The sequence below is a fragment of the Saccharothrix longispora genome (assembly GCF_031455225.1).
Classification (GTDB): Bacteria; Actinomycetota; Actinomycetes; order Mycobacteriales; family Pseudonocardiaceae; genus Actinosynnema; species Actinosynnema longispora.
Genome location: NZ_JAVDSG010000001.1, coordinates 6,828,216 through 6,851,252, shown reverse-complemented (window position 1 = coordinate 6,851,252; position 23,037 = coordinate 6,828,216). Strand labels below are relative to the sequence as shown.

Annotated in this window: 23 protein-coding genes; 10 read left to right on the top strand and 13 right to left on the bottom strand. The window is 73.7% G+C overall.

The features are described from left to right. Positions 1-24 precede the first annotated feature (24 nt). Positions 25-1,122, top strand: a complete 1,098-nt coding sequence (locus tag J2S66_RS29520; protein WP_310310894.1) for a UDP-N-acetylglucosamine 2-epimerase — start codon at positions 25-27, stop codon at positions 1,120-1,122. 67 nt (positions 1,123-1,189) lie between these two features. On the opposite strand, the gene J2S66_RS29515 is transcribed toward J2S66_RS29520, so the two are convergent. After that, positions 1,190-2,167, bottom strand: a complete 978-nt coding sequence (locus J2S66_RS29515; protein WP_310310890.1) for a Gfo/Idh/MocA family protein — start codon at positions 2,165-2,167, stop codon at positions 1,190-1,192. Then, positions 2,164-3,261 carry a DegT/DnrJ/EryC1/StrS family aminotransferase gene (locus J2S66_RS29510; RefSeq protein WP_310310887.1) on the bottom strand — a complete coding sequence of 366 codons (1,098 nt, stop codon included), beginning with the start codon at positions 3,259-3,261 and terminating at the stop codon, positions 2,164-2,166. Before J2S66_RS29510 ends, J2S66_RS29515 begins: the two co-directional genes overlap by 4 nt. Before the next feature lie 180 nt (positions 3,262-3,441). Here J2S66_RS29510 and J2S66_RS29505 point away from each other — a divergent pair, with 180 nt between their 5' ends. After that, on the top strand, positions 3,442-4,116 hold the full coding sequence (locus J2S66_RS29505) for a DapH/DapD/GlmU-related protein (RefSeq protein WP_310310884.1): 675 nt from the start codon (positions 3,442-3,444) through the stop codon (positions 4,114-4,116). Between the two features lie 7 nt (positions 4,117-4,123). On the opposite strand, the gene J2S66_RS29500 is transcribed toward J2S66_RS29505, so the two are convergent. Continuing rightward, positions 4,124-4,942, bottom strand: a complete 819-nt coding sequence (locus J2S66_RS29500) for an HAD hydrolase family protein (protein WP_310310881.1) — start codon at positions 4,940-4,942, stop codon at positions 4,124-4,126. A 34-nt stretch (positions 4,943-4,976) separates the two neighbouring features. On the opposite strand from J2S66_RS29500, the gene J2S66_RS29495 reads away from it, so the two are divergent. From J2S66_RS29495 to J2S66_RS29485, 3 genes are all read left to right on the top strand, one after another. After that, on the top strand, positions 4,977-5,852 hold the full coding sequence (locus tag J2S66_RS29495; RefSeq protein WP_310310878.1) for an LLM class flavin-dependent oxidoreductase: 876 nt from the start codon (positions 4,977-4,979) through the stop codon (positions 5,850-5,852). Between the two features lie 10 nt (positions 5,853-5,862). Beyond that, entirely contained in the window at positions 5,863-7,050 is a 1,188-nt protein-coding gene (gene lhgD, locus J2S66_RS29490; RefSeq protein ID WP_310310876.1) for an L-2-hydroxyglutarate dehydrogenase, read from the top strand. A gap of 70 nt (positions 7,051-7,120) precedes the next feature. Then, positions 7,121-8,266, top strand: a complete 1,146-nt coding sequence (locus J2S66_RS29485) for an acyltransferase family protein (RefSeq protein ID WP_310310872.1) — start codon at positions 7,121-7,123, stop codon at positions 8,264-8,266. On the opposite strand, the gene serS is transcribed toward J2S66_RS29485, so the two are convergent. Then, positions 8,250-9,506, bottom strand: a complete 1,257-nt coding sequence (gene serS, locus J2S66_RS29480; protein ID WP_310310868.1) for a serine--tRNA ligase — start codon at positions 9,504-9,506, stop codon at positions 8,250-8,252. The genes J2S66_RS29485 and serS overlap by 17 nt on opposite strands. 71 nt (positions 9,507-9,577) lie before the next feature. Here serS and J2S66_RS29475 point away from each other — a divergent pair, with 71 nt between their 5' ends. Further along, entirely contained in the window at positions 9,578-10,183 is a 606-nt protein-coding gene (locus J2S66_RS29475; RefSeq protein WP_310310865.1) for a DUF6891 domain-containing protein, read from the top strand. 56 nt (positions 10,184-10,239) lie between these two features. Here J2S66_RS29475 and J2S66_RS29470 read toward each other — a convergent pair whose 3' ends face one another. The 3 genes from J2S66_RS29470 to J2S66_RS29460 form a co-directional block, all read right to left on the bottom strand. Further along, positions 10,240-10,692, bottom strand: coding sequence for a DUF350 domain-containing protein (locus tag J2S66_RS29470; RefSeq protein WP_310310862.1), 453 nt, complete (start codon positions 10,690-10,692; stop codon positions 10,240-10,242). Positions 10,693-10,765: 73 nt separating this feature from the next. After that, positions 10,766-11,929 (bottom strand): glutathionylspermidine synthase family protein, encoded by a 1,164-nt coding sequence (locus J2S66_RS29465; protein WP_310310860.1) that lies wholly within the window; start codon positions 11,927-11,929, stop codon positions 10,766-10,768. Next, on the bottom strand, positions 11,930-12,610 hold the full coding sequence (locus tag J2S66_RS29460) for a hypothetical protein (protein WP_310310857.1): 681 nt from the start codon (positions 12,608-12,610) through the stop codon (positions 11,930-11,932). It abuts the gene before it with no gap. Between the two features lie 120 nt (positions 12,611-12,730). Between J2S66_RS29460 and J2S66_RS29455 the strand changes: the two genes are divergently transcribed. Beyond that, on the top strand, positions 12,731-13,798 hold the full coding sequence (locus J2S66_RS29455) for a septum formation family protein (protein ID WP_310310853.1): 1,068 nt from the start codon (positions 12,731-12,733) through the stop codon (positions 13,796-13,798). Between the two features lie 4 nt (positions 13,799-13,802). Continuing rightward, positions 13,803-14,153, top strand: coding sequence for a metallopeptidase family protein (locus J2S66_RS29450; protein WP_306744242.1), 351 nt, complete (start codon positions 13,803-13,805; stop codon positions 14,151-14,153). 28 nt (positions 14,154-14,181) lie between these two features. On the opposite strand, the gene J2S66_RS29445 is transcribed toward J2S66_RS29450, so the two are convergent. Both J2S66_RS29445 and pheA read right to left on the bottom strand, forming a co-directional pair. Further along, positions 14,182-14,793 (bottom strand): histidine phosphatase family protein, encoded by a 612-nt coding sequence (locus tag J2S66_RS29445; protein ID WP_310310848.1) that lies wholly within the window; start codon positions 14,791-14,793, stop codon positions 14,182-14,184. Next, complete coding sequence (gene pheA, locus J2S66_RS29440; RefSeq protein WP_310310845.1) at positions 14,790-15,683, bottom strand: prephenate dehydratase; 894 nt, start codon at positions 15,681-15,683, stop codon at positions 14,790-14,792. The genes J2S66_RS29445 and pheA overlap by 4 nt, the downstream gene beginning before the upstream one ends. A 102-nt stretch (positions 15,684-15,785) precedes the next feature. On the opposite strand from pheA, the gene J2S66_RS29435 reads away from it, so the two are divergent. After that, positions 15,786-16,397 (top strand): macro domain-containing protein, encoded by a 612-nt coding sequence (locus tag J2S66_RS29435; RefSeq protein WP_310310843.1) that lies wholly within the window; start codon positions 15,786-15,788, stop codon positions 16,395-16,397. A 55-nt stretch (positions 16,398-16,452) separates the two neighbouring features. On the opposite strand, the gene J2S66_RS29430 is transcribed toward J2S66_RS29435, so the two are convergent. Beyond that, the gene (locus J2S66_RS29430; RefSeq protein ID WP_310310840.1) at positions 16,453-16,935 is read right to left on the bottom strand and encodes a GNAT family N-acetyltransferase; all 483 of its coding nucleotides are present in this window, start codon (positions 16,933-16,935) and stop codon (positions 16,453-16,455) included. A gap of 60 nt (positions 16,936-16,995) precedes the next feature. Here J2S66_RS29430 and J2S66_RS29425 point away from each other — a divergent pair, with 60 nt between their 5' ends. Then, positions 16,996-17,625, top strand: a complete 630-nt coding sequence (locus tag J2S66_RS29425) for a response regulator (protein WP_310310837.1) — start codon at positions 16,996-16,998, stop codon at positions 17,623-17,625. 153 nt (positions 17,626-17,778) lie between these two features. Here the strand turns inward: J2S66_RS29425 and J2S66_RS29420 are convergent, their stop codons facing one another. From J2S66_RS29420 to cydB, 3 genes are read right to left on the bottom strand one after another with little or no spacing between them, the layout of a single operon-like run. Next, positions 17,779-18,918 carry a GAF domain-containing sensor histidine kinase gene (locus J2S66_RS29420; RefSeq protein WP_374726146.1) on the bottom strand — a complete coding sequence of 380 codons (1,140 nt, stop codon included), beginning with the start codon at positions 18,916-18,918 and terminating at the stop codon, positions 17,779-17,781. 2 nt (positions 18,919-18,920) lie between these two features. Next, a complete protein-coding gene (gene cydD / locus J2S66_RS29415; protein WP_310310831.1) occupies positions 18,921-22,004 on the bottom strand; it encodes a thiol reductant ABC exporter subunit CydD in 3,084 nt (1,027 codons plus the stop codon). Next, positions 22,001-23,032, bottom strand: coding sequence for a cytochrome d ubiquinol oxidase subunit II (gene cydB / locus J2S66_RS29410; RefSeq protein ID WP_310310828.1), 1,032 nt, complete (start codon positions 23,030-23,032; stop codon positions 22,001-22,003). The genes cydD and cydB overlap by 4 nt, the downstream gene beginning before the upstream one ends. Positions 23,033-23,037: the final 5 nt, after the last annotated feature.

Sequence of the window (23,037 nt, the reverse complement as noted above, 5' to 3'; positions counted from 1 at the left end):
CAGCCTAGAGGGAAGCGACTTCCGGTGATTTCTTTCATCGTGGGCACCACCGCGGAGCTGATCAAGATCGCTCCGGTGCACCACGCGCTCGTCGCCCGAGGCGCCACGCCGCAGTTGTGGTTCACCGCGCAGCACGTGGACGAGGTCCCGGACACCCTGGAGGACCTCGGGTTGTCCAAGCCCGACGTCTGGCTCGTGCCGGAGCGGACCGCGCGCAACCTGGAGCGGCCCGCGCAGGTGCCCGGCTGGGCGGCCTCCGTGGCCAGGTCCGTGGCCGGGCGGCGCAAGGAGCTCCGGGCCGCGCTGGAGTCGGACGGCAAGCCGGGTGTGGTCGTCGTGCACGGCGACACGTTCACCACGCCCTACGGCTCGCTGATCGGCCGCATCCTGGGCGCCCGCGTCGCTCACGTCGAGGCCGGCACGCGCAGCGGCAGCCTGCTCAGCCCGCTGCCCGAGGAGGCCAACCGGCGCATCGCCGCCCGCATGGTCGACATCCACTTCGCCCCGACGCCCCGCGAGGTGCGCAACCTGCGCCGCGCGCGCGGCGTGGTGGTCGACACGGGCGCCAACACGGTCATCGACGCGCTCAGGCTCGCCAAGGAGGGCGGCCGGGCGCCGTACGACCTGCCCGCCGAGTTCGGCCTGGTGACGCTGCACCGGTTCGAGCTCCTCCAGCGACCGGAGAAGTTCCGGGAGGTGCTCCAGGTCCTCAAGAGGGCGAGCGAGAAGACCCCGCTGCTGTACCTGGTCGGCGCCCACGAGCGCGAGCGCCTCGACGCCCTCGACCTGAACGGGCTGTTCGACGACGAGCGCTTCGTGCTGCGGCCGAAGCTGCGCTACCTGGAGTTCCTGCCGTTGCTGACGCGGGCGAAGTTCGTCGTCACCGACTCCGGCGGGCTCCAGGAGGAGGGCGCCTACCTCGGCATGCCGTGCGCCATCCACCGCGAGCGGACCGAGCGGCACCAGGGGCTCGGGCAGAACATCGTGCTGACCGGGATGCGCGCGGACAAGCTGGAGAAGTTCCTCGTCGAGCACGAGACGCTGCGACGCCCGTCCATGATGGACCAGTACCACCCGAGCGAGGTCATCGCGGACACCCTGGACCGGCTCGGCTACGTGTGACCCCGCCGCACGGCGGACAGGAGGGGGCGTCCCGGGTGGGACGCCCCCTCCGTCGTCGGGTGTCGGATCAGCCCCGCCGGGCGTCGACCAGGCGGTCGGCGTGCACGGCCGCGACGGCCCGGTGCGACGGGAGGATGCGGCGGCGCTCGTCGTCCGCGTCGCCCTTGCCCGCGACCAGGTCCAGGAAGCGGTCCAACTGGGTCGCCAGCGGCTCGCGGGCGGTGACCAGCTCCGGGATCTCGATCACCGTCTGCTGGCGGTAGCCGCGGCCCTCGGGGTCCGAGTCGTGCGAGATGTGCCGGTAGATGGTGACGTCGCGGCGCAGCAGGTCGACCTCGATGGTGCGCTCCAGCTCCTGGATCGTCAGGGACCGCACCTTGCGCTGCCCGAGCCTGCTGGCCGAGATCGTGGCGATCCCGCCGGTGGGGAAGGTGAGCAGCGCGTCCACCACGTCCTCGGCGCCCGGGACGGACTGCGGGTGGAACTGGGCGATGCCGGCGGCGACCCGCTCGGGCTCGGCGCCGCCGAAGCACTGGACCGCCAGGTCGACGTCGTGCACCAGCAGGTCCCACGCGACCCCGGTGCGGATGCGCGGCGTGTAGGGCGAGTGCCGCGCGGCGGAGACGTAGACCGGCTCCTCCAGCATGCCGAGGGCGGTCATGACGGCCGGGTTGTAGCGCTCCAGCAGGCCGCACACGACCGGCAGGCCCTTCGACTCCGCGAGTGCCAGGACCTCCTCGGTCTGCGGGAGGCTCGCGCACACCGGCTTCTCCACCAGCAACGGCTTGCCCTTCTCCAGCACCTCCAGGGCGAGGCCGTGGTGGCTCTCGGTGCTCGACGCGAGGACCACCGCGTCGATCCCGTCGAGGTCGCCCATCTCCGGCGACCACGTCGTGTCGTACTTGTCGGCGACGGTCCGACCGATCTCCTCGCGCGGGTCGATGATCAGCGCGAGTTCGCAGCGCTCGCTCTGGGCGATGACCCGGGCGTGCAGCGATCCCATCGAGCCGACGCCGACGACGGCGATCCGCGGCAGCGCGCTCATGCTCCCAGCACCTCCCGGACGGTGGTGACGATCGTGTCGAGGTCGGCCTCGGTGAGCTTGGGGTGCACGGGCAGCGACAGCGCCTGGCGGGCGACCCGCTCGGCGACCGGCACGTCCGAGGCGATGACGTTCGGGTTGTCCCGGTAGCAGTCGTAGTCGAACACCGTCTTCGGGTAGTAGATCCCGTTGCCGATGCCCTTCTCGGTGAGCTTCGCCGCGAACTCGTCGCGGCTGACCGCCGCGTCGTCCGTGACGAGCACGGTGTACTGGTGCCACACGTGGGTGCGACCGGGCAGGACTTGGGGCACGCGCAGGCCGGTGATGTCGGCCAGGCCCTTCGACAGCGCCTCGGCGTTGCGCCGGCGGGCGTCGGTGATGGTCTCCAGCTGTTCGAGCTGGGGGATGCCGATGGCCGCGTGCACGTCGGTCATCCGGTAGTTGTGGCCGGCGACCTCGTACTGGTAGCGCTGCCGCATCCCCTGGTTGCGCAGCACCCGCAGCCGGTCGGCCAGCGCGTCGTCACCGGTGGTGATGACGCCGCCCTCGGCGGTGGTGATGTTCTTGGTCGCGTAGAGCGAGAAGCAGCCGAGTCCGTAGCTGCCCGCCGCGCGACCCTCGTAGGTGGCCCCGACGGCCTGCGCGGCGTCCTCGACGATGGCGAGCCCGTGCTGCTCCGCCAGCGGGACCAGCGCGCCCATGTCGGCCATCTGCCCGTAGAGGTGCACGGGCATCAGGACCTTGGTGCGCGGGGTCACGGCCGCGGCGACCGCCGCCGGGTCGAGGCAGAAGTCGTCGTCGCGGATGTCCGCGAAGCGCGCGGTCGCACCCGCCTCCAGGATCGCGTTGAGCGTGGCGACGAAGGTGAACGGCGAGGTGACGACCTCGTCACCCGGCTGGAGGTCGAGCACCTGGAGGCTCGCCACCAGGGCGGTCGTCCCGTTGTTCACGGCAACCGCGTGCGGCACGCCCGCGACCCCGGTGAACGCGTCCTCGAACCGCTTGACCATCGGTCCCTGCGCGATCGCGCCCGACCGCAGCACCTGGAGGACCAACTGCTCGGCGGCAGCTACGTCAACGACAGTAATCGGGATCATGCAGCGCTCTCTCGCCTTCACGAAGCCACACCCGCGGACCCCGGTAGAGTGCTGCGCGGCCCGCATTGCGCCGCCACGGTACCCCGTACCGACCCGCGGCCACCGGCGCGGGCCACATCCGGATCAGGACGGACGTCTGTGGTCAACCACATTCACCCCACCGCGGTAGTAGGCGCAGGTGTGGAACTCGGGGACGGCATCACCATCGGCCCGGGGGCCGTCGTCCTCGGCCCCGCGGTGGTCGAGGACAACTGCTGGATCGGCCCCCACTGCGTGATCGGCACGCCGCCCGAGATCACCTCGGAACCGCACAACCGGGCGTGGGACGGTGAGCTCGCCCACGCGGGCGTGCACCTCGGGGAGGGTGTCACGGTCCGCGAGCTGAGCACCGTCCACCAGGGCAGCTACCGGCCCACCTCGATCGGCGCGGGCACGTGGCTGCTGAACCGCGCGTACGTCGCGCACGACTGCGCGGTGGGAGCCGGGGTGACGCTGTCGGCGGGCGTGTCGCTCGGCGGGCACGTCCGGGTGGGCGACGGCGTGAACCTGGGCATGAACGCGGTCGTGCACCAGCGCCGCGTCGTGGGCCCGCTCTCGATGGTGGGCATGGCCGCGGTCGTGTCGCGGGACGTGCCCCCGTTCGCGAAGGCGTTCGGCGGGCCGGTGCGGCTGCGGGGCGTCAACGCGGTCGGGATGAGCCGCGCCGGGTTCGGCGAGGCGGCGATCCGCGCGCTGGCGGACGCCTACGCCCGGTCCGAGGTGCCCGCCGACCTGCCCGAGGAGCTGCGCGAGGCGTTCGCGTGGTGGACCGAGGCGGAACCGGCCAAGCCGCTCGCCGCGGCCCACCACGCCTGAGCGGTCGTCAGAACCAGCGCTCCAGCACCTGCGCCACCCCGTCCTCCGCACTGCTCGCGGTGACCTCGTCGGCCACCGCGAGCGCGTCGGCGTGGCCGTTGGCCATCGCGACGCCGTGGCCGGCCCACCTGAGCATCGGCACGTCGTTGGGCATGTCGCCGAAGGCGAGCACGTCGGCGGCGGCGACGCCCAGGCGGTCGGCGACCGCGGCGAGCCCGGTGGCCTTGGTCACGCCGGGCGCGGCGAACTCCAGCAGGCCCTCGTCGGTCGACCAGGTCATCGCGACCGAGTCCCCGACGAGCGGGCCGGCCGCGCGCGCCATCTCGTCCGACGTCATCCCGGGATGCCTGACCAGCAGTTTCACCGCGGGCTTGCCGAGCAGCTGGGCGCGCTGGTGGCCGGGCAGCGGCTGCGCGCCCTCCTCCCACGGGTGCAGGTAGCGCTCATCGGCGATGAACTCCGCCCTGTCCGGGTCGCGGGCGCTCCCGCCGAGTCGCTCGGAGGCCATGGAGCAGCCGGGGAGCGCCTCGTCGAGCACCGCCGCGAGGTCGGTGAGCTGCACGGGCGTGAGCAGCTCGGCCGAGACGACGCGGTCGGCGCCGATGTCGTAGAGCACCGCACCGTTGGAGCACACGGCGTACCCGGTCAGGCCGGCCGCGTCGGCGACGACCGGCACCCAGCGCGGTGGGCGGCCGGTGGACAGGACGAACGGGACGCCCTCCGCGAGCACGCGACCGACCGTGGCGGCGGTGCGGGGGCTCACCCCGCCGAGGGGGGTGAGCAGGGTGCCGTCGACGTCGGATGCCACAAGGGATGGTCTCTGCACACCCCCCATGGTGCCCGTCGGATACCGTCGCGAGGTGCGCACTGGGATTGTGATCCTGCCCGAACACCGCTGGTGGATGGCCGAACACAAGTGGAAGGCCGCCGAGGAGTACGGCTTCCACCACGCCTGGACCTACGACCACATGGGGTGGCGGTCCCTGGTGGACGGACCGTGGTTCGGCGCGGTGCCGACGCTCGCCGCGGCCGCCGCGGCGACCTCCCGCATCCGCCTGGGCACCTACGTCGCGTCGCCGAACTTCCGCCACCCGGTGCCGTTCGCGCGGGACCTGCTGGCCCTGGACGACCAGTCCGACGGCCGCTTCACGCTCGGTGTCGGCGCGGGCGGGTCCGGGTACGACACGCAGGTCATGGGCAACGAGCCGCCGCGCAGCAGGCAGCGCCGGTTCGAGGAGTTCGTGGGCGCGCTGGACCTGCTGCTGTCGCAGGACCGGACCTCGTTCAGCGGTGACTACTACGAGATCCACGACGCCCGCGGCCACCCGGGCTGCGTGCAGCGACCCCGGCTGCCGTTCGTGGTGGCCGCCAACGGGCCGAAGGCGATGGGGGTCGCCGCGAAGTACGGCACGGGCTGGGTCACCACCGGGCCGGAGACCGAGGACGAGGGCGCGTGGTGGCGCGGCGTGGCTGGCATCACGGAGCGGTTCCGCGAAGTTCTCGCCGGGATCGACCGGGCCAAGGAGTCGGTCGACTTCCACCTCAACGCCGACTCCTGCCCGGTGTACTCGCTGAGCAGCGTCGAGCACTTCCGCGACGTGGCCGGTCGTGCGCGCGAACTCGGGTTCACCGACCTGACCGTGCACTGGCCGCGCTCGGAGGGCGTGTACGCGGGCAGCGAGGCGGTGCTGGAGCGGGTGGCCTCCGACGTGCTGCCGGAACTCGTGGGCGGATAGCGTCTGCGCCGTGCGACGAGTCGTGGTGATCGGTGGCGGGATCGTCGGCCTGGCGACCGCGCGGGAGCTGGTGCGGCGCGGTCACGAGGTGGTGGTCCTGGAGAAGGAGCGGCGCTGGGCCGCGCACCAGACCGGGCACAACAGCAACGTGGTGCACGCCGGGCTCTACTACCGGCCGGGGTCGTTGAAGGCGCGGATGTCCGTGGCGGGCAACGCCTCGATCGTGGCCTACGCGCGGGAGCGCGGCGTGCCGGTGGAGGTGTGCGGCAAGCTGGTCGTCGCCACGTCGGCCGACGAGCTGCCCCGGCTGGAGGCGCTGGCCGAGCGGGCGACCGCGAACGGCGTGCCGGCGCGGCGGGTGTCCGCGGCCGAGGCGCGCGAGTACGAGCCGGAGGTGTCCGCGGTCGCCGCGCTGCGGGTGGAGAGCACCGGCGTCATCGACTTCCCGGCCGTGTGCGACGCGCTGGTGCGCGAGCTGGGCGAGCAGGACCTGCGGCCGGGCACGCCGGCGCTGGGCATCCGGCGGGCCCTGTCGGGCGGCGGCGTCGAGGTCGCCACGCCGAGCGACGTGGTGCGGGCGGACGCGCTGGTGAACTGCGCGGGCCTGCACAGCGACCGGGTGGCGCGGCTGGCGGGCGTGGAGCCGTCCGCGACGATCGTGCCGTTCCGCGGCGAGTACTACGAGCTGCGACCCGACCGGAGGCACCTGGTGCGCGGCCTGGTCTACCCGGTGCCGGACCCGGCGCTGCCGTTCCTGGGCGTGCACCTGACCCGGATGCTCGACGGCAGCGTGCACGCCGGGCCGAACGCGGTGCTCGCGCTGCACCGCGAGGGGTACCGGTGGCGGGACGTCTCGCTCCGCGACGTGCTCGACGTGGCCCGGTTCCCCGGCACGTGGGAGCTGGCGCGGCGGTTCGCCCGCACCGGCGCGGAGGAGGTGCTGCGGTCGCTGTCGCGGCGGCGGTTCGCGGCGAGCCTGGCCCGGCTGGTGCCCGCGGTCGGCGAGGACGACCTGGTGCGCGCCGGGGCGGGTGTGCGGGCGCAGGCGATGCGCGCCGACGGGTCGCTGGTCGACGACTTCCTGATCGACACCGCGCCGCGGCAGGTGCACGTGCTCAACGCGCCCTCGCCCGCCGCGACGTCGGCCCTGGAGATCGGTCGGCACGTGGCCGACACGGTGCTTTCTACGATTGAGTGACCCCGATCGGGGAAGGCCGCCGGCACGTGGTGATAATCCGGTGCTTGCGACCGTCACCCTGGAGATGCCCATGAGCACCCTTGCCCACAGCGAGTACCTCGCCATGCGGCGTTTCCCGGCGCTCGACGGGATGCGCGCCATCGCGGCCGTCATGGTGGTCTTCTTCCACTATGCCGGCCCGACCTGGGTGTCGCTGAACGGCTGGATCGGCGTGCACATGTTCTTCGTGCTCTCCGGCTACCTGATCACCACGCTGGCCGTGCGCGAGCAGGACCGCACCGGGCGGCTGTCGATCCGCGACTTCTACCTGCGGCGGCTGTTCCGCATCATGCCCGTCTACTACGTGGTGCTGGCCCTCGTCGTGGTGTTCGCGCTGGTCCGCGACGAGTTCGTGACGAGCGGGCTGGCCGGCGTGCTCCCCGAGTACCTGACCTTCACCAACGAGTGGACGCCACCCGGTCAGGTGTTCGGCCAGTCCTGGACCCTGGGGATCGAGCAGAAGTTCTACGTCGTGTGGCCCCTCCTGCTGACGGCGCTCGGCGCGCTGGCGCTGGCCTGGCGGGCGTCCGCGACCGTCGGGCTGCTCGGGTTGGCCGTGATCGGCCACTTCGCGATGCCGCCGCAGTTCAGCTCGGCCGCCTACTACATGATCCTGTTCGGCTGCCTGCTGGCGTTCGTGCTGCACAGCCCCAAGGGGTTCGCGGTGCTCCGCCCGTTCACGCACCCCCTGGCGGCGATCCCCGTCTTGGCCGCGCTGGTCCTGGTCCAGGTCAACATGGACGTGCTGGGCGTCCCCGCCGGCGGCCTCCCCGCGGTCGCCGGGTACGGCGTCGTCGTGGCCCTGCTGGTGGTGTCGACGCTGCGGCCGGGCCCGGTGCAGCGGGTGCTGTCGATCGCCCCGATGCGGTTCGTCGGCGAGCGGTCGTACTCGCTCTACCTCGTCCAGGGGATCGCCGGGACCGTCGTGATGCTGAGCGTGCCCGCCTTCGCGGTGCACCGGACCGCGACCGGTGTCGCCGTGACGATCGTGTCGCTGCTGATGGCCGACCTGCTGTTCCGGTGGGTCGAGCAGCCGATGATCGCATTCGGCCGGAAGGTGGTCTCCCGGCCGAATGCGCGGGCCGAGCGGGCTCCGGCCACCGCGGAGGCCACCGCGGGGCAGCGACCGGAGCCCGCCGTCGCCGCGGCGCCCGCCGTCGCTAGCCAGCCGGCTTGAGCACGTCCAGGCCGCCGAGGAACGGTCGGAGCGCCTGCGGGACGACGACCGAGCCGTCGGCCTGCTGGTGGTTCTCCAGGATCGCCACGAGCCAGCGGGTGGTGGCGAGGGTGCCGTTGAGCGTGGCGGCGATCTGCGGCTTGCCGTTCTCGTCGCGGTAGCGGATGTTGAGCCGCCGCGCCTGGAACGTGGTGCAGTTCGACGTCGAGGTCAGCTCCCGGTACGCCCGCTGGCTCGGGACCCACGCCTCGCAGTCGAACTTGCGGGCCGCGCTGCTGCCCAGGTCGCCCGCCGCCGTGTCGATCACCCGGTAGGGCACCTCGACCTTGGCGAGCATCTCCTCCTCCCAGGCCAGCAGCCTGGCGTGCTCGGCCTCGGCGTCCTCCGGCTTGACGTAGGAGAACATCTCGACCTTGTTGAACTGGTGCACGCGGATGATGCCGCGGGTGTCCTTGCCGTACGAGCCGGCCTCGCGGCGGTAGCACGACGACCAGCCCGCGTAGCGCTTCTCGCCGTCGAGGATCTCGTCGGCGTGGTAGCCGGCCAGCGGCACCTCCGACGTGCCGACCAGGTACAGGTCGTCCTGCTCCAGCCGGTAGATCTCGCTCGCGTGCGCGCCGAGGAACCCGGTGCCGGCCATGACCTCCGGGCGGACCAGGGTCGGCGTGATCATCAGGCTGAAGCCGGCCGCGGTGGCCTGGGCGACGGCCATGTTCAGCAGCGCGAGTTCGAGCTGCGCGCCGATGCCGGTGAGGAAGTAGAACCGCGAGCCCGAGACCTTGGCGCCGCGCTCCATGTCGATCGCGCGGAGCCTCGTGCCGAGGTCCAGGTGGTCCTTGGGCTCGAAGTCGAACTCGCGCGGGGTGCCGACGTGCTTGAGCACGACGTAGTCGTCCTCGCCGCCCTCGGGGGCGTCGGGGTGGACGACGTTCGGGATGGCGCGGTGCAGCTCGGTCAGCTCGGCCTCGGCGGCGGACTGCTCCGCCTCGGCGGCCTTGACCCCGGCGGCCAGCTCCTTGCCCCGGGCCAGCAGCGCCTCGCGCTCCTCGCCCTTGGCGCGGCCGACCTGCTTGCCGAACGACTTCTGCTCGCCGCGCAGCGCGTCCGCGCGGGCCACGGCGGCCCGGCGGCGCTCGTCGGCGGACAGCAGCGCGTCGACCACGGCGTCGTCTTCGCCACGAGCGCGTTGCGACGCGCGGACGGCTTCCGGGTTCTCGCGCAGAGCCTTGAGGTCAATCACACGGAGCAGGGTAGTACCCGCTCCGCCGGAGCCCCATACGGATTGTCGGACCCGTGGGGCAGGATGCGCGCGTGGTCGATCGAGATGACACCCCGGACCTGCCCGCCGAGCGCCTGGAGGAGGTCGAGGAGTTCGCGCGGGGCCTGGTGCACGGCGGGTTCACCTCGTTGGAGGACGCCGTGGACGACGTGGGCGACTACTTCGAGGAGGACGACGGCGTGACCGGCGCGGTCGCCCGGTCCGTGGTCGAACGGGTGTGGCGGGAACGGGTCGAGGAGCAGGCCGGGTGGCCCGCGACGACGGACGTGGACCGGCTGCTCGCCGCGTTCGACGCGCTGGAGGGCGACGGGATCGTGGCGCGCGCCGACTTCACGTGCTGCCAGACGTGCGGGCACGCCGAGATCGGCGACGAGGTCGACCCGGCGGCGGGCGACGCGCGCGGGTACGTGTTCTTCCACCGGCAGGACACCGAGGCCGCCGTGGCGGACGGCGGTGTGTACCTGGCGTTCGGCTCCTTCGGCGAGGTCGCGGACCACGCCGCCGCCGACGAGGCCGTGGCGCGCGAGGTCGTCACCGCGCTCACCTCGACCGGCCTGCCGGTCGAGTGGAACGGGTCGGTGCGCACCCGCATCAAGGTCGGCCCGATGGCCTGGCGGAAGCGCCTGCCCGTCGGCTGAACGGCGAAGGGGGCGCGCCCGGCTCGCGGGCACGCCCCCCTCGCGCGGTCGACGCGCTAGGAGATGGCGACGGCGACCACGAGGCCCAGGGCGACGTGGGCCGCGGCCACGACGACGCTGGCCGGGGCGAAGCGGTCGGACTCGATGAGCGAGCCGATGTCGAGCCGGGTCACCCACTCCAGCAGCCGCACGGCGAGCACCTGGACGACGATGCCGAAGATGCCGAAGATCAGCGCCGACAGCAGGCCCTCGGCGAGCTTGCCGGCCGAGCTGTAGATGGCGACGACGACGATCAGCGCCATGCTGACCAGGCCGGCGGACGTGACGATGACCGCGTTCGGGGCCCCGTCGCGCACCAGGGTGCTCAGCTTGCCGGGCGTGGTCCAGTCGATGGCGTAGAAGCCGACGACCATCAGCACCGTGCCGACGATCGCGTACAGGGCGATCGCGCCGATGCCCTGGCCGATGGCCCCGCCGAAGCCGGGGTCCAACGCGAGGTTGGTGTTCACAGACCCTCCAGGGTGGTGTTCAGGTGTCGGGGATGGGCCGCCGGTGAAGGAGCCGGTGACACGGTTGCGGTGCTCATTCGACGATCCGGTGCGGCACGAACGCCGCGCCGTCGTCGGTGACCAGGCCGACGGTCTCGCGGATGCCGAGACCCGCCGACGCGTCGCCGACGACCCACGCGCCGAGCGCCGGCCGGTAGCCGTCGAACTCGGGCAGCGGGTCGAACAGCTGGTAGACGAAGCCCTCCTTGCCGTAGACCCCGCCGGTCTGGGTCTCGTAGCCGGGGGCGACGATCTGGATGTTCGCGCCCTCCCGACCCAACCGGGGCTTCCGCACGTACTCCGTGAGGAGACCGGGGTCGTCGAGGAACGCGGGCAGGAGGTTGGGGTGGCCGGGGTACATCTCCCACAGCACCGCCAGCAGGGCCTTGTTGGAGAGCAGCATCTTCCACAGCGGCTCGATCCACAGGGTGCCGGGCAGGCTCTCCACGGCGTGGCGGCCGAACTGCTCGTCGACCACCCACTCCCACGGGTAGAGCTTCACGACGGTGCCCATCGGGGCGTCTTCCAGGTCGACGAACCGCGTGAGCAGCGAGTCCCAGCCGATCTCCTCGATGGCGAGGCCGACCGTGTCCATCCCGGCCTCGGCCGCCGTCTCCTGGAGGTAGGCGACGGTGACGTGGTCCTCGCCGGACGGGTCGGCGCCGGACCAGGTGAAGTGCAGCTCGTTGGACGGCAGCCCGGCGCCGATCTCGGCCCAGCGCTCGACGAGCTTCTCGTGGATCGAGTTCCACTGGTCGTCGTCCGGGAAGACGTCGGTCTTCCAGTTCCACTGGACGACCGACGCCTCCAGCAGCGAGGTGGGGGTGTCGGCGTTGTACTCCAGCAGCTTGGCCGGGCCGCCACCGTCGTAGCGCAGGTCGAACCGCCCGTAGACGTGCGGGTCGCGGCGCTTCCACGACTCGGCGATCGCGGGCCACAGCCACTCCTGGATGCCGAAGTCGCGGTAGCGCTCGGTGAGCACCACGTTGTCGACGGCCTCCAGGCACATGGTGTGCAGCAGCTCGACGTCCGCTTCGAGGGCGAGCACCTCGCTCATGTCGAAGACGTAGTGCGCCGACTCGTCCCAGTACGGGCGCGGGCCGCCGTCGGCGTTCGTGGACGGCGAGCCGAACACCAGGCCCTGGTCGGAGACGGTGCGCTGCCAGTTCGGCCGCGGTGCGGAGGTCTCCCGGCGCACTCAGCTGCCCCCGCTCTTGCTGCCGCCGGAGACGCCGAAGCCGCCGCGCTGGATCGTCTTGCCGGACTTCGTGCTGACGTTCGCGCCCTTGGGGACGGTGTAGCTGCCGCCGCTGACCTTCTGGCCGACCGACAGGGGCGTGCTGCCGTAGTGGTAGCGGTACGAGTTGCCGCCGATGTAGATGAAGCCGCCGCTGGTGTACCCGCCGTGCGAGCGCGCGTAGTTCTCGTCGCAGTACTGGTCCTCGACCACGACGCCGTCGTCCGTGCACTGCGCGGTGACCTCGTCGGGGCTGGACGCGGCGTACCAGATGGCCACCACGCCGACCACGCCGACGGTCACGCCGCCGCCGATGAGCAGGCGCTTGCGCAGCTTCTTCCTGCGCTTCTCCTCGGCCTCGCGGGCCAGCTCGGCCTGGCGCTGCTCCTCGATCGCCGCGGCGCGGGCGCGCTGCTCCGCGAGCGTCGGCGGCCTCGGCTTGGTCCGGCCGGGCTCCTGCCTGCGGATCTGACCGCGCCCGCCCGACTGGCCCTGCGGGGTCTGGCCCTGTTGGGGGCCGGACGGCGGCACGTACGGCGGCGTCGCGCCACCACCGGCCGGAGGTGTCGGTCCGTTGCCCGGTCCACCCGCGCCGCCCTGACCGGGCGTCGCGGCGTTGCCGGTGTTGTCGTTCTCAGTCATCAGCCACTCCCGGCGGGGACGGTACAGAGATCGGCCGCCATTTGGGTGACGAGTGTCCCAAAAGCAACACACTCCACCCGCCCGAAGGCGTCCACGGTCGGCACAGGCATCATGGAGTAGATGTCCGTGAGCGCCCGCTGGTTTCGTCGAGCCGACACCCTGGTGATGCTCGGCGCTTTCGCGAGCGCGTTCGCGCTGCTCGCGCTGAGCACCTTCACGTCCTGGCCGGTGGGTGCCGGCGGGGTGGCCGTCACCACGTCGACGCAGGTCAACCCCGTGTTGGAGGCCCAGGCGGGCGACTGCCTGAACTGGACGCGCAAGGACCTGACCGACGTCGCCAAGGTCGACTGCGCCGCCCAGCACCTGTTCGAGGTGACGGGAGTCGCAGACATCTCGGCCTCGCACGGCCCCCAGGAGCCCTTCCCGGACGACGCCGCGTGGCAGCGGATCAGCCAGGACAACTGCGTGCAGCTGTCGCTGGCGTACCTGGGGAACAAGTTCGACCCGTTCGGGAAGTACACCGTCGGCCCGCTCAACCCGGGCGAGCGGCTGTGGGCGGGCGGGCAGCGCACGCTGCGCTGCGGGCTCCAGGTCGCCGGTCCGGCGGGCGGGCTGCTGCCCGCCTTCGGCACGGCGCGCACCCAGGACCAGTCGGACGTGTACGACCCGGGCGTGTGCCTGGGCATCACCGAGGCGCTGGGCGTGGGCGACCCGGTGGAGTGCGCGAAGCCCCACACGTTCGAGATCGTCGGCGTCGTGCCGCTGCCGCCGGGCGACTACCCGTCACCGGACGCGCAGGACGAGCTGATGGCCGACGAGTGCGCCCGGATCGCCGCCGAGTACACCGGCGGCGTGGACCTCAAGGCCCGGGGCCTCATCGTGTCCTGGGACACGCGGGCCCCCGAGAGCTGGGCGGCGGGCTCGCGCCTGGCGAACTGCAAGATCGGCGCGGTGCCCGTGGAGGGCGGCCTGGCGGCGTGGGAGGGCTCCGTCCGCAACCCCGACGCGCCGCCGCTGACCACCTCGAACCCGCCGCAGACGACCGCCGTGCAGCAGGAGGAGGCCACCGGCGCGCCGCTGCACTCCCAGTCGAACACCAGCTCGGAGGTCCCGCCGTCGTCGGGCGCGTCGGAACCGACGTCGGCCTCGGCCACGACCACCACGGCGACCACGACGACGACGAGGTGATCGCGTGCCGGTGGAGATGTCCCGTCAGCGCTTCGAGGAACTCGTGGGCGAGGCGCTCGACCTGATCCCGCCGGAGTTCGCGACGGCGATGGACAACGTGGTCGTCCTGGTCGAGGACCGGCACCCGGAGGAGCCGGGCCTGCTGGGCCTGTACCACGGCATAGCCCTGCCGCTGAGGACCACGGACTACGGCGGCGTCCTGCCGGACCGCATCACGATCTACCGCGAGGCGCTGCTCGACTACTGCTCGTCCGAGGACGAGGTGGTCGACGAGGTGGCGGTGACCGTGGTGCACGAGATCGCGCACCACTTCGGCATCGACGACGACAAGCTGCACGAACTGGGCTGGGGCTGATCGTCCCCCGCGGGGCCCGGGTCGGCCGCTAGGCGACCACGTCGACGCCCGTCCACGAGGTGCAGCGCCACCCGTCGCCGGTGTCCTCCAGCACGACCCGGCCCGTGTTGGGCAGCAGCCCCGCCTCGGCGATCGCCGGGTGCACGTTGACCGCCAGCGCGAGGGCGGCCATCCGCAGCGACGCGCCGTGGCTGACCAGGACGACGGTGTCGGCGTCGTCGTGCCCCGCGGTGATCTCCCCGACCGCCCGCAGGTAGCGGTCGAGGACCTGGCGGCCGGTCTCGCCGCCCGGCAGCGGCACGTGCAGGGCGCCCTCGGCCCACTGCCTGACCACCGCGATGAAGACCTCGAACGCCTCGCGGTCGTGCCGGCCCTCCAGGTCGCCGCAGAAGATCTCCTGCACGCCGTCGACGACCCGCACCTCCAGGCCGTGCGCGGCGGCGACGGGGGCCGCGGTCTGCTGCGCGCGGATCGCCGTGCTGGCGTAGACGGCGGCGACCGGCTCGCCGGCCAGGGCCTCGGCCAGCGCCGCGGCCTGGACGACCCCGGCCTCGGTGAGCGGCGGACCCGGTGGCAGCGAGTCCAGCGCCATCTTCACGTTCGACGCCGTCTCACCGTGCCGGACCATGATCAACTTCACGCGCCGCGCCCCCTCCGCACGTCGGACAGCCACTCGGCCGCCGCCACGAACTCCTCGTTGCCCGCGACCGGGCCGCCCGGCTCGGCCTTCGGGTACGAGCCGAGGAACCGGGTCTCCGGGCAGTGCCGGTGCAGCGCGGCCAGCGCGTCGCCCACCCTGGGCTCGGACACGTGCCCGTCGAGGTCGATGTAGAACCGGTACTCACCGAGCCTGCCCTTGGTGGGCCGCGACTCGATGCGGGTCAGGTTGATGCCGCGCAGCGCGAGCTCCGCCAGCAGGTCCGCCAGCACGCCGACGCGGTCGGGCGCCGTGCACACCACCGACGTGCGGTCGTGGCCGGTCGGCTCGGGCAGCGCGCCGGGCGGGCGCACGGCCAGGAACCGCGTCTTCGCGTCGCGCACGTCGGCCACGTCGGCGGCCAGCACCTCCAGCGGGTAGTGCCGCACCGCCACGGGCGCGCTCACCGCCGCGTCGAAGTCGCCGTTCAGCACGGCCCGCGCGGCGGCGGCGGTGGACGCCGTGCTCACCACCTCGGCGGACGGCAGGTGCTCGGCCAGCCAGTGCCGGACCTGGGCCAGCGCGTGCGGGTGGCTGGCGACCGTGCGGACCCGCCCGTGACCGGGCCGGGTGAGCACGCTGAACCGCACCGGCAGCACCGCCTCCGCGACGGCGACCAGGGGCTCGCCCTCGGCCAGCGCGTCCATCGTGGCGGGCACCGCGCCCTCGACGGAGTTCTCCAACGGCACGCACGCCCACCGCGTCGCACCGGACCGCGCGGCGGCCAGCGCGGCGGGGACCGTGTCGAACGGGACGAGCTCCTCCTGCGGGGAGGCGAAGCCGCGTGCGGCCTGCTCGGTGAACGTTCCCTGCGGTCCGAAGTAGGCGAGCACGCCGCAACGATACGAGGCGCACCACCGGTGGTCGTCGTTGAGGCGAGGATCACCCGTCCGCCGGGTGGCCGCCCCCGTTCCGCGACACGCGGTTCTCCTGGAATGCTGGGTGGTGTGTCCGCCGATACGGAGGGTGAGATCAACGCTCCGGTAGTAGTTCCCCGTCTGGTGCTGTGCGCCGTCGACGAACCGCTGGCCAGCGCGTGGCTCGCGGTGGCCGACGGCAGGTCCGGCGTCGAGGTGCACCGCGGCTCGGTGCTCGACATCGTCGCCGAGGCCGTCGTGAGCCCCGCGAACTCGTCCGGCTGGATGCGCGGGGGCATCGATGCCGTGTACGCGAGGGCGTTCCCGCACGTCGAGGACAACGTCCGCCGCGCCGTGCTGGCCCTGCACGGCGGTGAGCTGCCGGTGGGCGAGGCCGTCGCCGTGCCGACCGGCGAACCCGAGCCGGAGTGGCTGATCAGCGCCCCCACCATGCGCGTGCCCGGCGAGCTGCTGCCCGAGGACACCGTGCACCCGTACCTGGCGGCGCGGGCCGTGCTGCGGCTGTGGCTGGGCGGGCGGCTCGACGACGGCCGCCCGCTGCGGGACGTCGTGCGCACCATCGCCATGCCCGGTCTGGGCACGGGGGTGGGCGGGGTCGCGCCCACGACGTGCGCCCGGCAGGTGGCGGCGGCGTGGGACGAGGTGTTCAGCCCGTTGCCTCGGCGGTAGTTGTCCACAGCTCTGTCCACAGCTCTGTGGACAACCGGGGCGCGGAGGTGGACAACTAGCGTGGCGCGACCCATCGTTCGAGGTCGAGTTCGTCGGTGATGGGGATGCCGTAGTCGCCGACGCTGGGGATCTCCGGCTTCAGCCGGCGCGACTCGCGGACGGCGTCCGGGCGCAGGGCGGTGAGGCGGAACCCCCGGCGCTGGTAGAAGCGCAGCGCGTCGAGGTTGTCGTTCGTCGTGGTGAGGCGGACGCGCGAGCAGCCGAGCTGGCGCGCCCGGTGCACGGCGGCGTCGACGAGCGAGCTGCCGACGCCCCTGCCTCTTCGCAGGGCGTCGACCGTGACGATCTCCAGGTGGCCGTCGGTCGCGGCGTAGGTGAGCAGGCCCACGACCTGCTCCTGCTGCTCCACCAGGAACCCCGGCAGGCTCGCCGGGAAGAACACCTGGCCGTGGGCGACGGCGGTGTGCGCGCCCCACAGTTCCAGCACCAGTCGGCCGACGACGATCCGGTCGGCTTCCTCGATCGCTCGTACGAACATCCCTGCACTGTGTTGGCGACCGCGCGTGGCCGGTACCGGCATTCGCCCTATGGTGGGTTCGTGCCCGTGCGAGTGTTGCTCGTAGACGACCATGAGGTGGTCCGCCGAGGACTGCGCGAACTGCTGGAGGACGAGGACGACATCTCCGTCGTCGCCGAGGCGGGTGGCGTGGGCGAGGCGCTGGTGCGCGCCGCGTCGTCCCGGCCCGACGTGGCGGTCGTGGACGTCCGGCTGCCCGACGGCGGCGGGGTCGAGCTGTGCCGGCGGCTGCGCTCGTCGCCGACGCCGCCGCGCTGCCTGGTCCTGACCGCGTTCGACGACGAGGACGCCCTGGTGGGCGCGATCCTGGCCGGCGCGTCCGGGTACCTGCTCAAGCAGGTGCGCGGCCAGGACCTGGTGCACGCGGTGCGCGAGGTGGCGGCGGGCCGTTCGCTGCTGGACCCGCGGACGACGGCGCGGGTGCTGGAGCGGATGCGGCGGCCGGCCGAGGTGGACGTGCTGGACGCCCTGACCGAGCAGGAGCGCCGGGTGCTGGAGCTGATCGGCGAGGGCCTGACGAACCGGCAGATCGCCGAGCGCCTGTTCCTGGCCGAGAAGACGGTCAAGAACTACGTCACCGCGGTCCTGTCCAAGCTGGGCATGGAACGCCGCACCCAGGCCGCCGCCTGGGTGGCCCGCCGCTCCCGCTGACCCGCGAGTCGTAAGTTCGCGCTCGGCGAGTCGTACGTTCGCGCCTGGCGAGTTGTAAGTTCGGGCCGCGCCCGCTTGAGCCTGAGAACTCGACTCGCCGAGCCTGAACTTACGACTCGCGGGGCGCGAACGTACGACTCGCGCGGGCTGGGGTTACTCGCGGGGTGGAAGGGGGACGTGCCAGGTGATGGTGGTGCCGGTGCGGGGGGACGAGGCGACCTCGCAGCCGCCGCCCGCGGCGAGGGCGCGTTCCTCCAGGTGGCGCAGGCCGCGCCTGGCCACGCCCCGGGGGATGCCGCAGCCGTTGTCGGCCACCTCCAGGCGGAGCCGGTCGGGGGTGCGCTCGACGGTGATCTCCACCTGGCTCGCGCCGGAGTGCCGGACGACGTTGGACAGGGCTTCGCGCAGTGCGGCGCGGGCGTGGTCGGCGAGGTCGGCGGGCACGTCGGTGAGGTCGCCCTCGACGCGCACCCCCGGGGCGTGGCCGAGGAGCTCGCCCGCGGTCCGGGCCTCGGCCCGGACGGAACGGCCCAGGTCGGCCTCGGCCGGGGTGCCGGGGTCGGCGCTGCGCAGCGCCCGCACGGTGGCGCGCACCTCGGCCATCGTCTGGTCGAGCTGGTCGACGGCGTCGGCCAGGCGCCTGGCCTCGCGGCCGTCGAGCTTGAGGCGCCGGTCGAGCAGGTCGAGCTGCACGCCGGTCGCGTACAGCCGCTGGATGATCACGTCGTGCAGGTCGCGCGCGATGCGCTCGCGCTCCTGGTAGACCGCCACCCGTTGGCGCGCGGTGGACCCCTCGGCCAGCACGACGGCGAGTCCGGCCTGCGCGGCGAACGCGGCCAGCACGTCCACCGTGTCCGGGCTGAACGGCGGCGCGCCCTTGCGCCGGTACACGGCCAGCGCGCCGATCCTGCGCTCCTTCGTCCCGAACGGCGCCACGGCGAACGGCCCGTAGGCCCGCAGCACCTTCGGCACGAACGGCGCGGTGCGCGGGTCGGTGGTGAAGTCGTCGGCCACCACGGGCACGCCGGTCCGCGCGGCCCGGGCGGCCGACGAACGGCCGGACAGGACCACGCCCACCGGGTCGCCGTCGCCCGTGGAGCCGCCCGAGGCCGCCTCGACGGTCAGCGTGCCGTCGTCGGCGGTGACCATGGCGAGCCCGAGGTCGGCCCCGGCGAGTTCGACGGCGCTGCGCACGACGAGCGGCAGCACGGCGTCCGGGTCGTCGCCCGCGAGCGCCGCGTGGGTGATCTCGGTCGACGCGGCGAGCACGCGGGCGGGGTCCACGGACGTCAACGTTAGGCCCTGACGGCGGTGCGCACCCGGCCCGCGTCGACGTCCAGCACGAGATCGGCGCGCTCGGCCTCGGCGGGGCGGTGGGTGATGTGGACGACCGTGCGGTCGCGCAGGACGTCGTCGAGCCGGTCGAGGAGGGCGCGGGCGGTGGGTTCGTCTAGGTGGGCGGTGGGTTCGTCGAGCAGGACGAGGTCGGCGTCGTGCAGCAGGGCCCGGGCGAGGGCGACGCGCTGCGCCTCGCCGCCGGACAGCAGGGTCGGGCCGATGGCGGTGTCGAGGTCGAGCCCGCCCAGGCCGGCCACGCCGAGCGCCCACCGCAGCCGGTCGTCGTCGGCGTGCGGGTCGCCGAGCCGCAGGTTCTCGCGCACGGTGGTCGTCACGAGCATCGGCTCCTGCGGGCACCACGCCACGCGCGCCGGCCGCGACACCGTCCCCCGCTCCGCCGGCACGAACCCGAGCAGCAGTGCGAACAGGGTGGACTTGCCGGCTCCCGAAGCACCGCGCAGGGCGACCTTCGCGCCCCGCGGCAGACGCGCGGTCACGTCGGTGAGCGTGCTCTCGGTGCTCTCCGGCCAGCGCACGGTGACCCCGGACAGGACCACGTCGTCGCCCACCGCCACCGAGGGCGCCGGCGCGCCGGAACGGTCGGCGATCCGGCCGTAGGACTCGCGCAGCGCCGCCCGGTGCTGGGCCGCGGCGGGCAGCGCCCCCAGCACCTCGGCCAGCGCGAGCGGCACGAGGCCGAGCACCGGCACCCACAGCGGGTCCACGCCGCCGGCCAGGGCGAGGCCCGTGCACACCGCCGCGGCCAACCCGGTGGTCAGGTGCACGATCCCGGTCGCCGCCCCCGCGCCGACGGCCTGCCGGCGCGCCGACCGGGCCAGTTCGGCGTCCCGCGCGGCCAGGTCGGCGCGCACCGCGCGGTCCGCCCCGAACGCGATCAGGTCGGGTGCGGCCGTGAGCAGGGTCAGCACCCGCTCCGACACCTCGCGCCGCCCGCGCGCCAGCACGGTCGTGGCCCGCCGCTCCACGAGCACCGCGACCAGCGGCGCGAGCACCCCGCCCGCGGTCAGCGCGACCGCCAGCGCCACCCCGGCGGCGGGCTCGACCAGCGTGAACAGCACCACGGCCGCCACCGCCGTGCCGAACGCGACCATCGGCGGCTGGAGGACGCGCGGCAGCAGGTCGCGCACGGTGTCGACGTCGTCGACCAGCCTGGTCAGGTCGGCCCGGCCGGGCCGCAGCGACCGCCACAACCGCACCCGCAGCTCCTCGGCGTGCCGGAACGCCGCGTCGTGCGACACGAGCCGCTCCAGGTACCGGAGCACGCCCTTGGCCAGCGCGAACGTCCGCACGCCCACCACCAGCACGGACAGCGTCAGGATCGGCGGCTGCGTGTCGGCCTTCGCGATCAGGTACGCCGCGACCGCCGTGAGCGCCACCCCGCTCGACGACGCCGCCATGCCCAGCAGCGCACCCGCCACCAGCCGACGGGTCGGCCGCGGGGAGCGGGGCGTCACCGGGGGTTCGGCCGTCCGGGCGACCGCGCGACCGCCCACCTCGTCGTCCGCCTGCCCGACCACCCGGTGGGTGGCCAGCAGCACGGCCGCGCCCGAGGCCGCCGCGTCGTGCACGGCGGTCATCGCGCGGGCGGCGGTGGCCGGGTCGAGGTGGGCGGTGGGCTCGTCGAGGAGCAGGACGGTCGCCCCGTCGCGCACCCGGGTCAGGGCGCGGGCCAGGGCGACGCGCTGGCGCTCCCCCGTGGACAGCTCGGCGATCGGCCGGTGCACCAGGTGCTCGGCGGCCACCGAGGCCAGCACGTCGAGGGCGACGCGACCGGTGGTCAGCTCCAGCTCGTCGGCGACCGTGCGCCCGGCGAACGCGGGCCGCTGCGGCACCCAGGCGATGGCGTCCCGGTCCACCGCCACCGACCCGCCGTCGGGCCGCACGTAGCCCAGCAGCACGTCGAAGAGCGTGGACTTGCCCGCGCCGCTCGGCGCGTCCAGCCGGTGCACCTCGCCGGGCCGCACCCGGAAGCTCACGCCGTCCGGCGCGTACCGGCCGCGGCGCAGCACGCGCAGGTCGCGCACCTCGACGCCCGCGACGTCGGCCCGGGGGGACGGCCCGGCGGCGCGCACCGGGATCTCGGCGACCCGGCGCACGGCCTCCACGCCGTCCTCGGACGCGTGGTGCGCGGCGCCCGCGGCCCGCAGCGGCAGGTAGCACTCGGGGGCGAGGATCAGCACCACCAGCCCCACGGCCAGCGACATCTCCCCCGACACGAGCCGCAGCCCGATGCCGACGGCGATCAGCGCCACCGACAGCGACGCGGCGATCTCCAGCACCAGGGCCGACAGGAACGCGACCCGCAGCGTGCCCATGGTCGCCTTCCGGTACCGCTCGCCGACCTCGCGGACGGCGCCGGCCTGCGCCGCCGCGCGACCGAACGCGGTCAGCACCGGCAGCGCGCGCACCAGCTCCGCGAGCCGCCCCGACAGCCGCTCCAGCGCCTCGGCCGCGGCGGCCACCCTGGTGGAGGTGAACTTGCCGATCAGGATGGCGAACACCGGGATCAGCGGCAGCGTCACGGCGATCAGCACGGCCGACGTCGGGTCGGTCCACAGCACCCACGCCCCGATGAGCGGCGGCACCACGGCCGTCGTCACCAGCGCGGGCAGGTACTTGGTGAAGTAGGCGTCCAGCGCGTCCAGCCCCCTGGTCGCGAGGACGGCCAGCTCGGCGGGGCCGCGTTCGACGATCCAGCCGGGGCCGAGCGCCAGCGCGCGGTCCAGGACGGCGGCGCGCAGCTCCTCCTTCGCGCCGGCCGCCGCGCGGGCCGCCACGGACTCCGTCGCCCACGCCAGCAGCGCGCGCACCACGACGGCCGCCGCCAGCACCCACAGCGACCCGCCGGACACCAGCGCCGACGCCAGCGCCACGGCCTGCCACACCAGCGCGCCGGCCGTCAGTGCGGCCAGCGCGGCGCACAGGGCCAGCGCCCGGCGCGCCGACCGCGAGAGCGCGGGCAGCGCGCCGAGCGGGCCCTTCCCCGGCTTCGTGGCGGAAGGGGTCCCGGGGGAGCTCACGACGGTTCGCCGACGCGCGCGTCACCGGTCGGCACGTGGACCGGCGGGATGTGGCGGGCGCCGATCCTCTTGCGGAACACCCAGTAGGTCCAGCCCTGGTAGACGAGGACGGCGGGCGTGCCGAACGCGGCGACCCAGGTCATCACGGTCAGCGTGTACGGCGACGACGCCGCGCCGGCCACGGTCAGGGACCACGCCGGGTCCAGCGTGGACGGCAGCACGTTCGGGTAGAGCGCGCCGAACAGCGCGGTCACCGTCGCCGCCACCGCGACGCCCATCAGGGCGAACGCCTGGCCCTCGCGCCGCAGGACCAGCCGGGTGTACGCGCCCAGCGCGGCCAGCGCCACCACGATGGTGGCGGCCCACGTCCACACCGAGCCGAACCGGAGCTGCACGGTCAGCAGCAGCACGACCAGCGGCAGCAGGGCGAGCGGCGCGACCTTCAGGGCCAGCGAGCGGGCGCGTTCCCGCACCTCGCCCTCGGTCTTGAGGGACAGGAACACCGCGCCGTGCACGAGCGCGTACCCGGCCACGGCGAACGCGCCGAGCAGCGTCTCCAGGCTGATCGCGGCGAACGGCGAGCCGAGCCGGTCGCCGTTCGCGTCCAGCGGCAGGCCGAACACGTTCGCCGACAGCACCAGGCCGACGCCCAGCGCCGCGACCCACGAGCCGGCGACGATCACGGTGTCCCACACCCGCCGCCAGCGCGCCGAGTCCACCTTGCCGCGGTACTCGAACGCCACCCCGCGCCCGATCAGGGCGATCAGGAACAGCGTCAGCGGCAGGTAGGCGGAGCTGAACAGCGAGGCGTACCAGTCGGGGAACGCGGCGAACGTCGCGCCGCCCGCGACCAGCAGCCACACCTCGTTGCCGTCCCACACCGGGCCGATGGTGTTGATCAGCACGCGGCGCTCGGTCTCGTCGCGGCCCAGCACCGGCAGCAGCATGCCGACGCCGAAGTCGAAGCCCTCCAGGAACAAGTAGCCCAGCCACAGCAGGGCGATCACGCAGAACCAGAACGTCTCCACGGCTC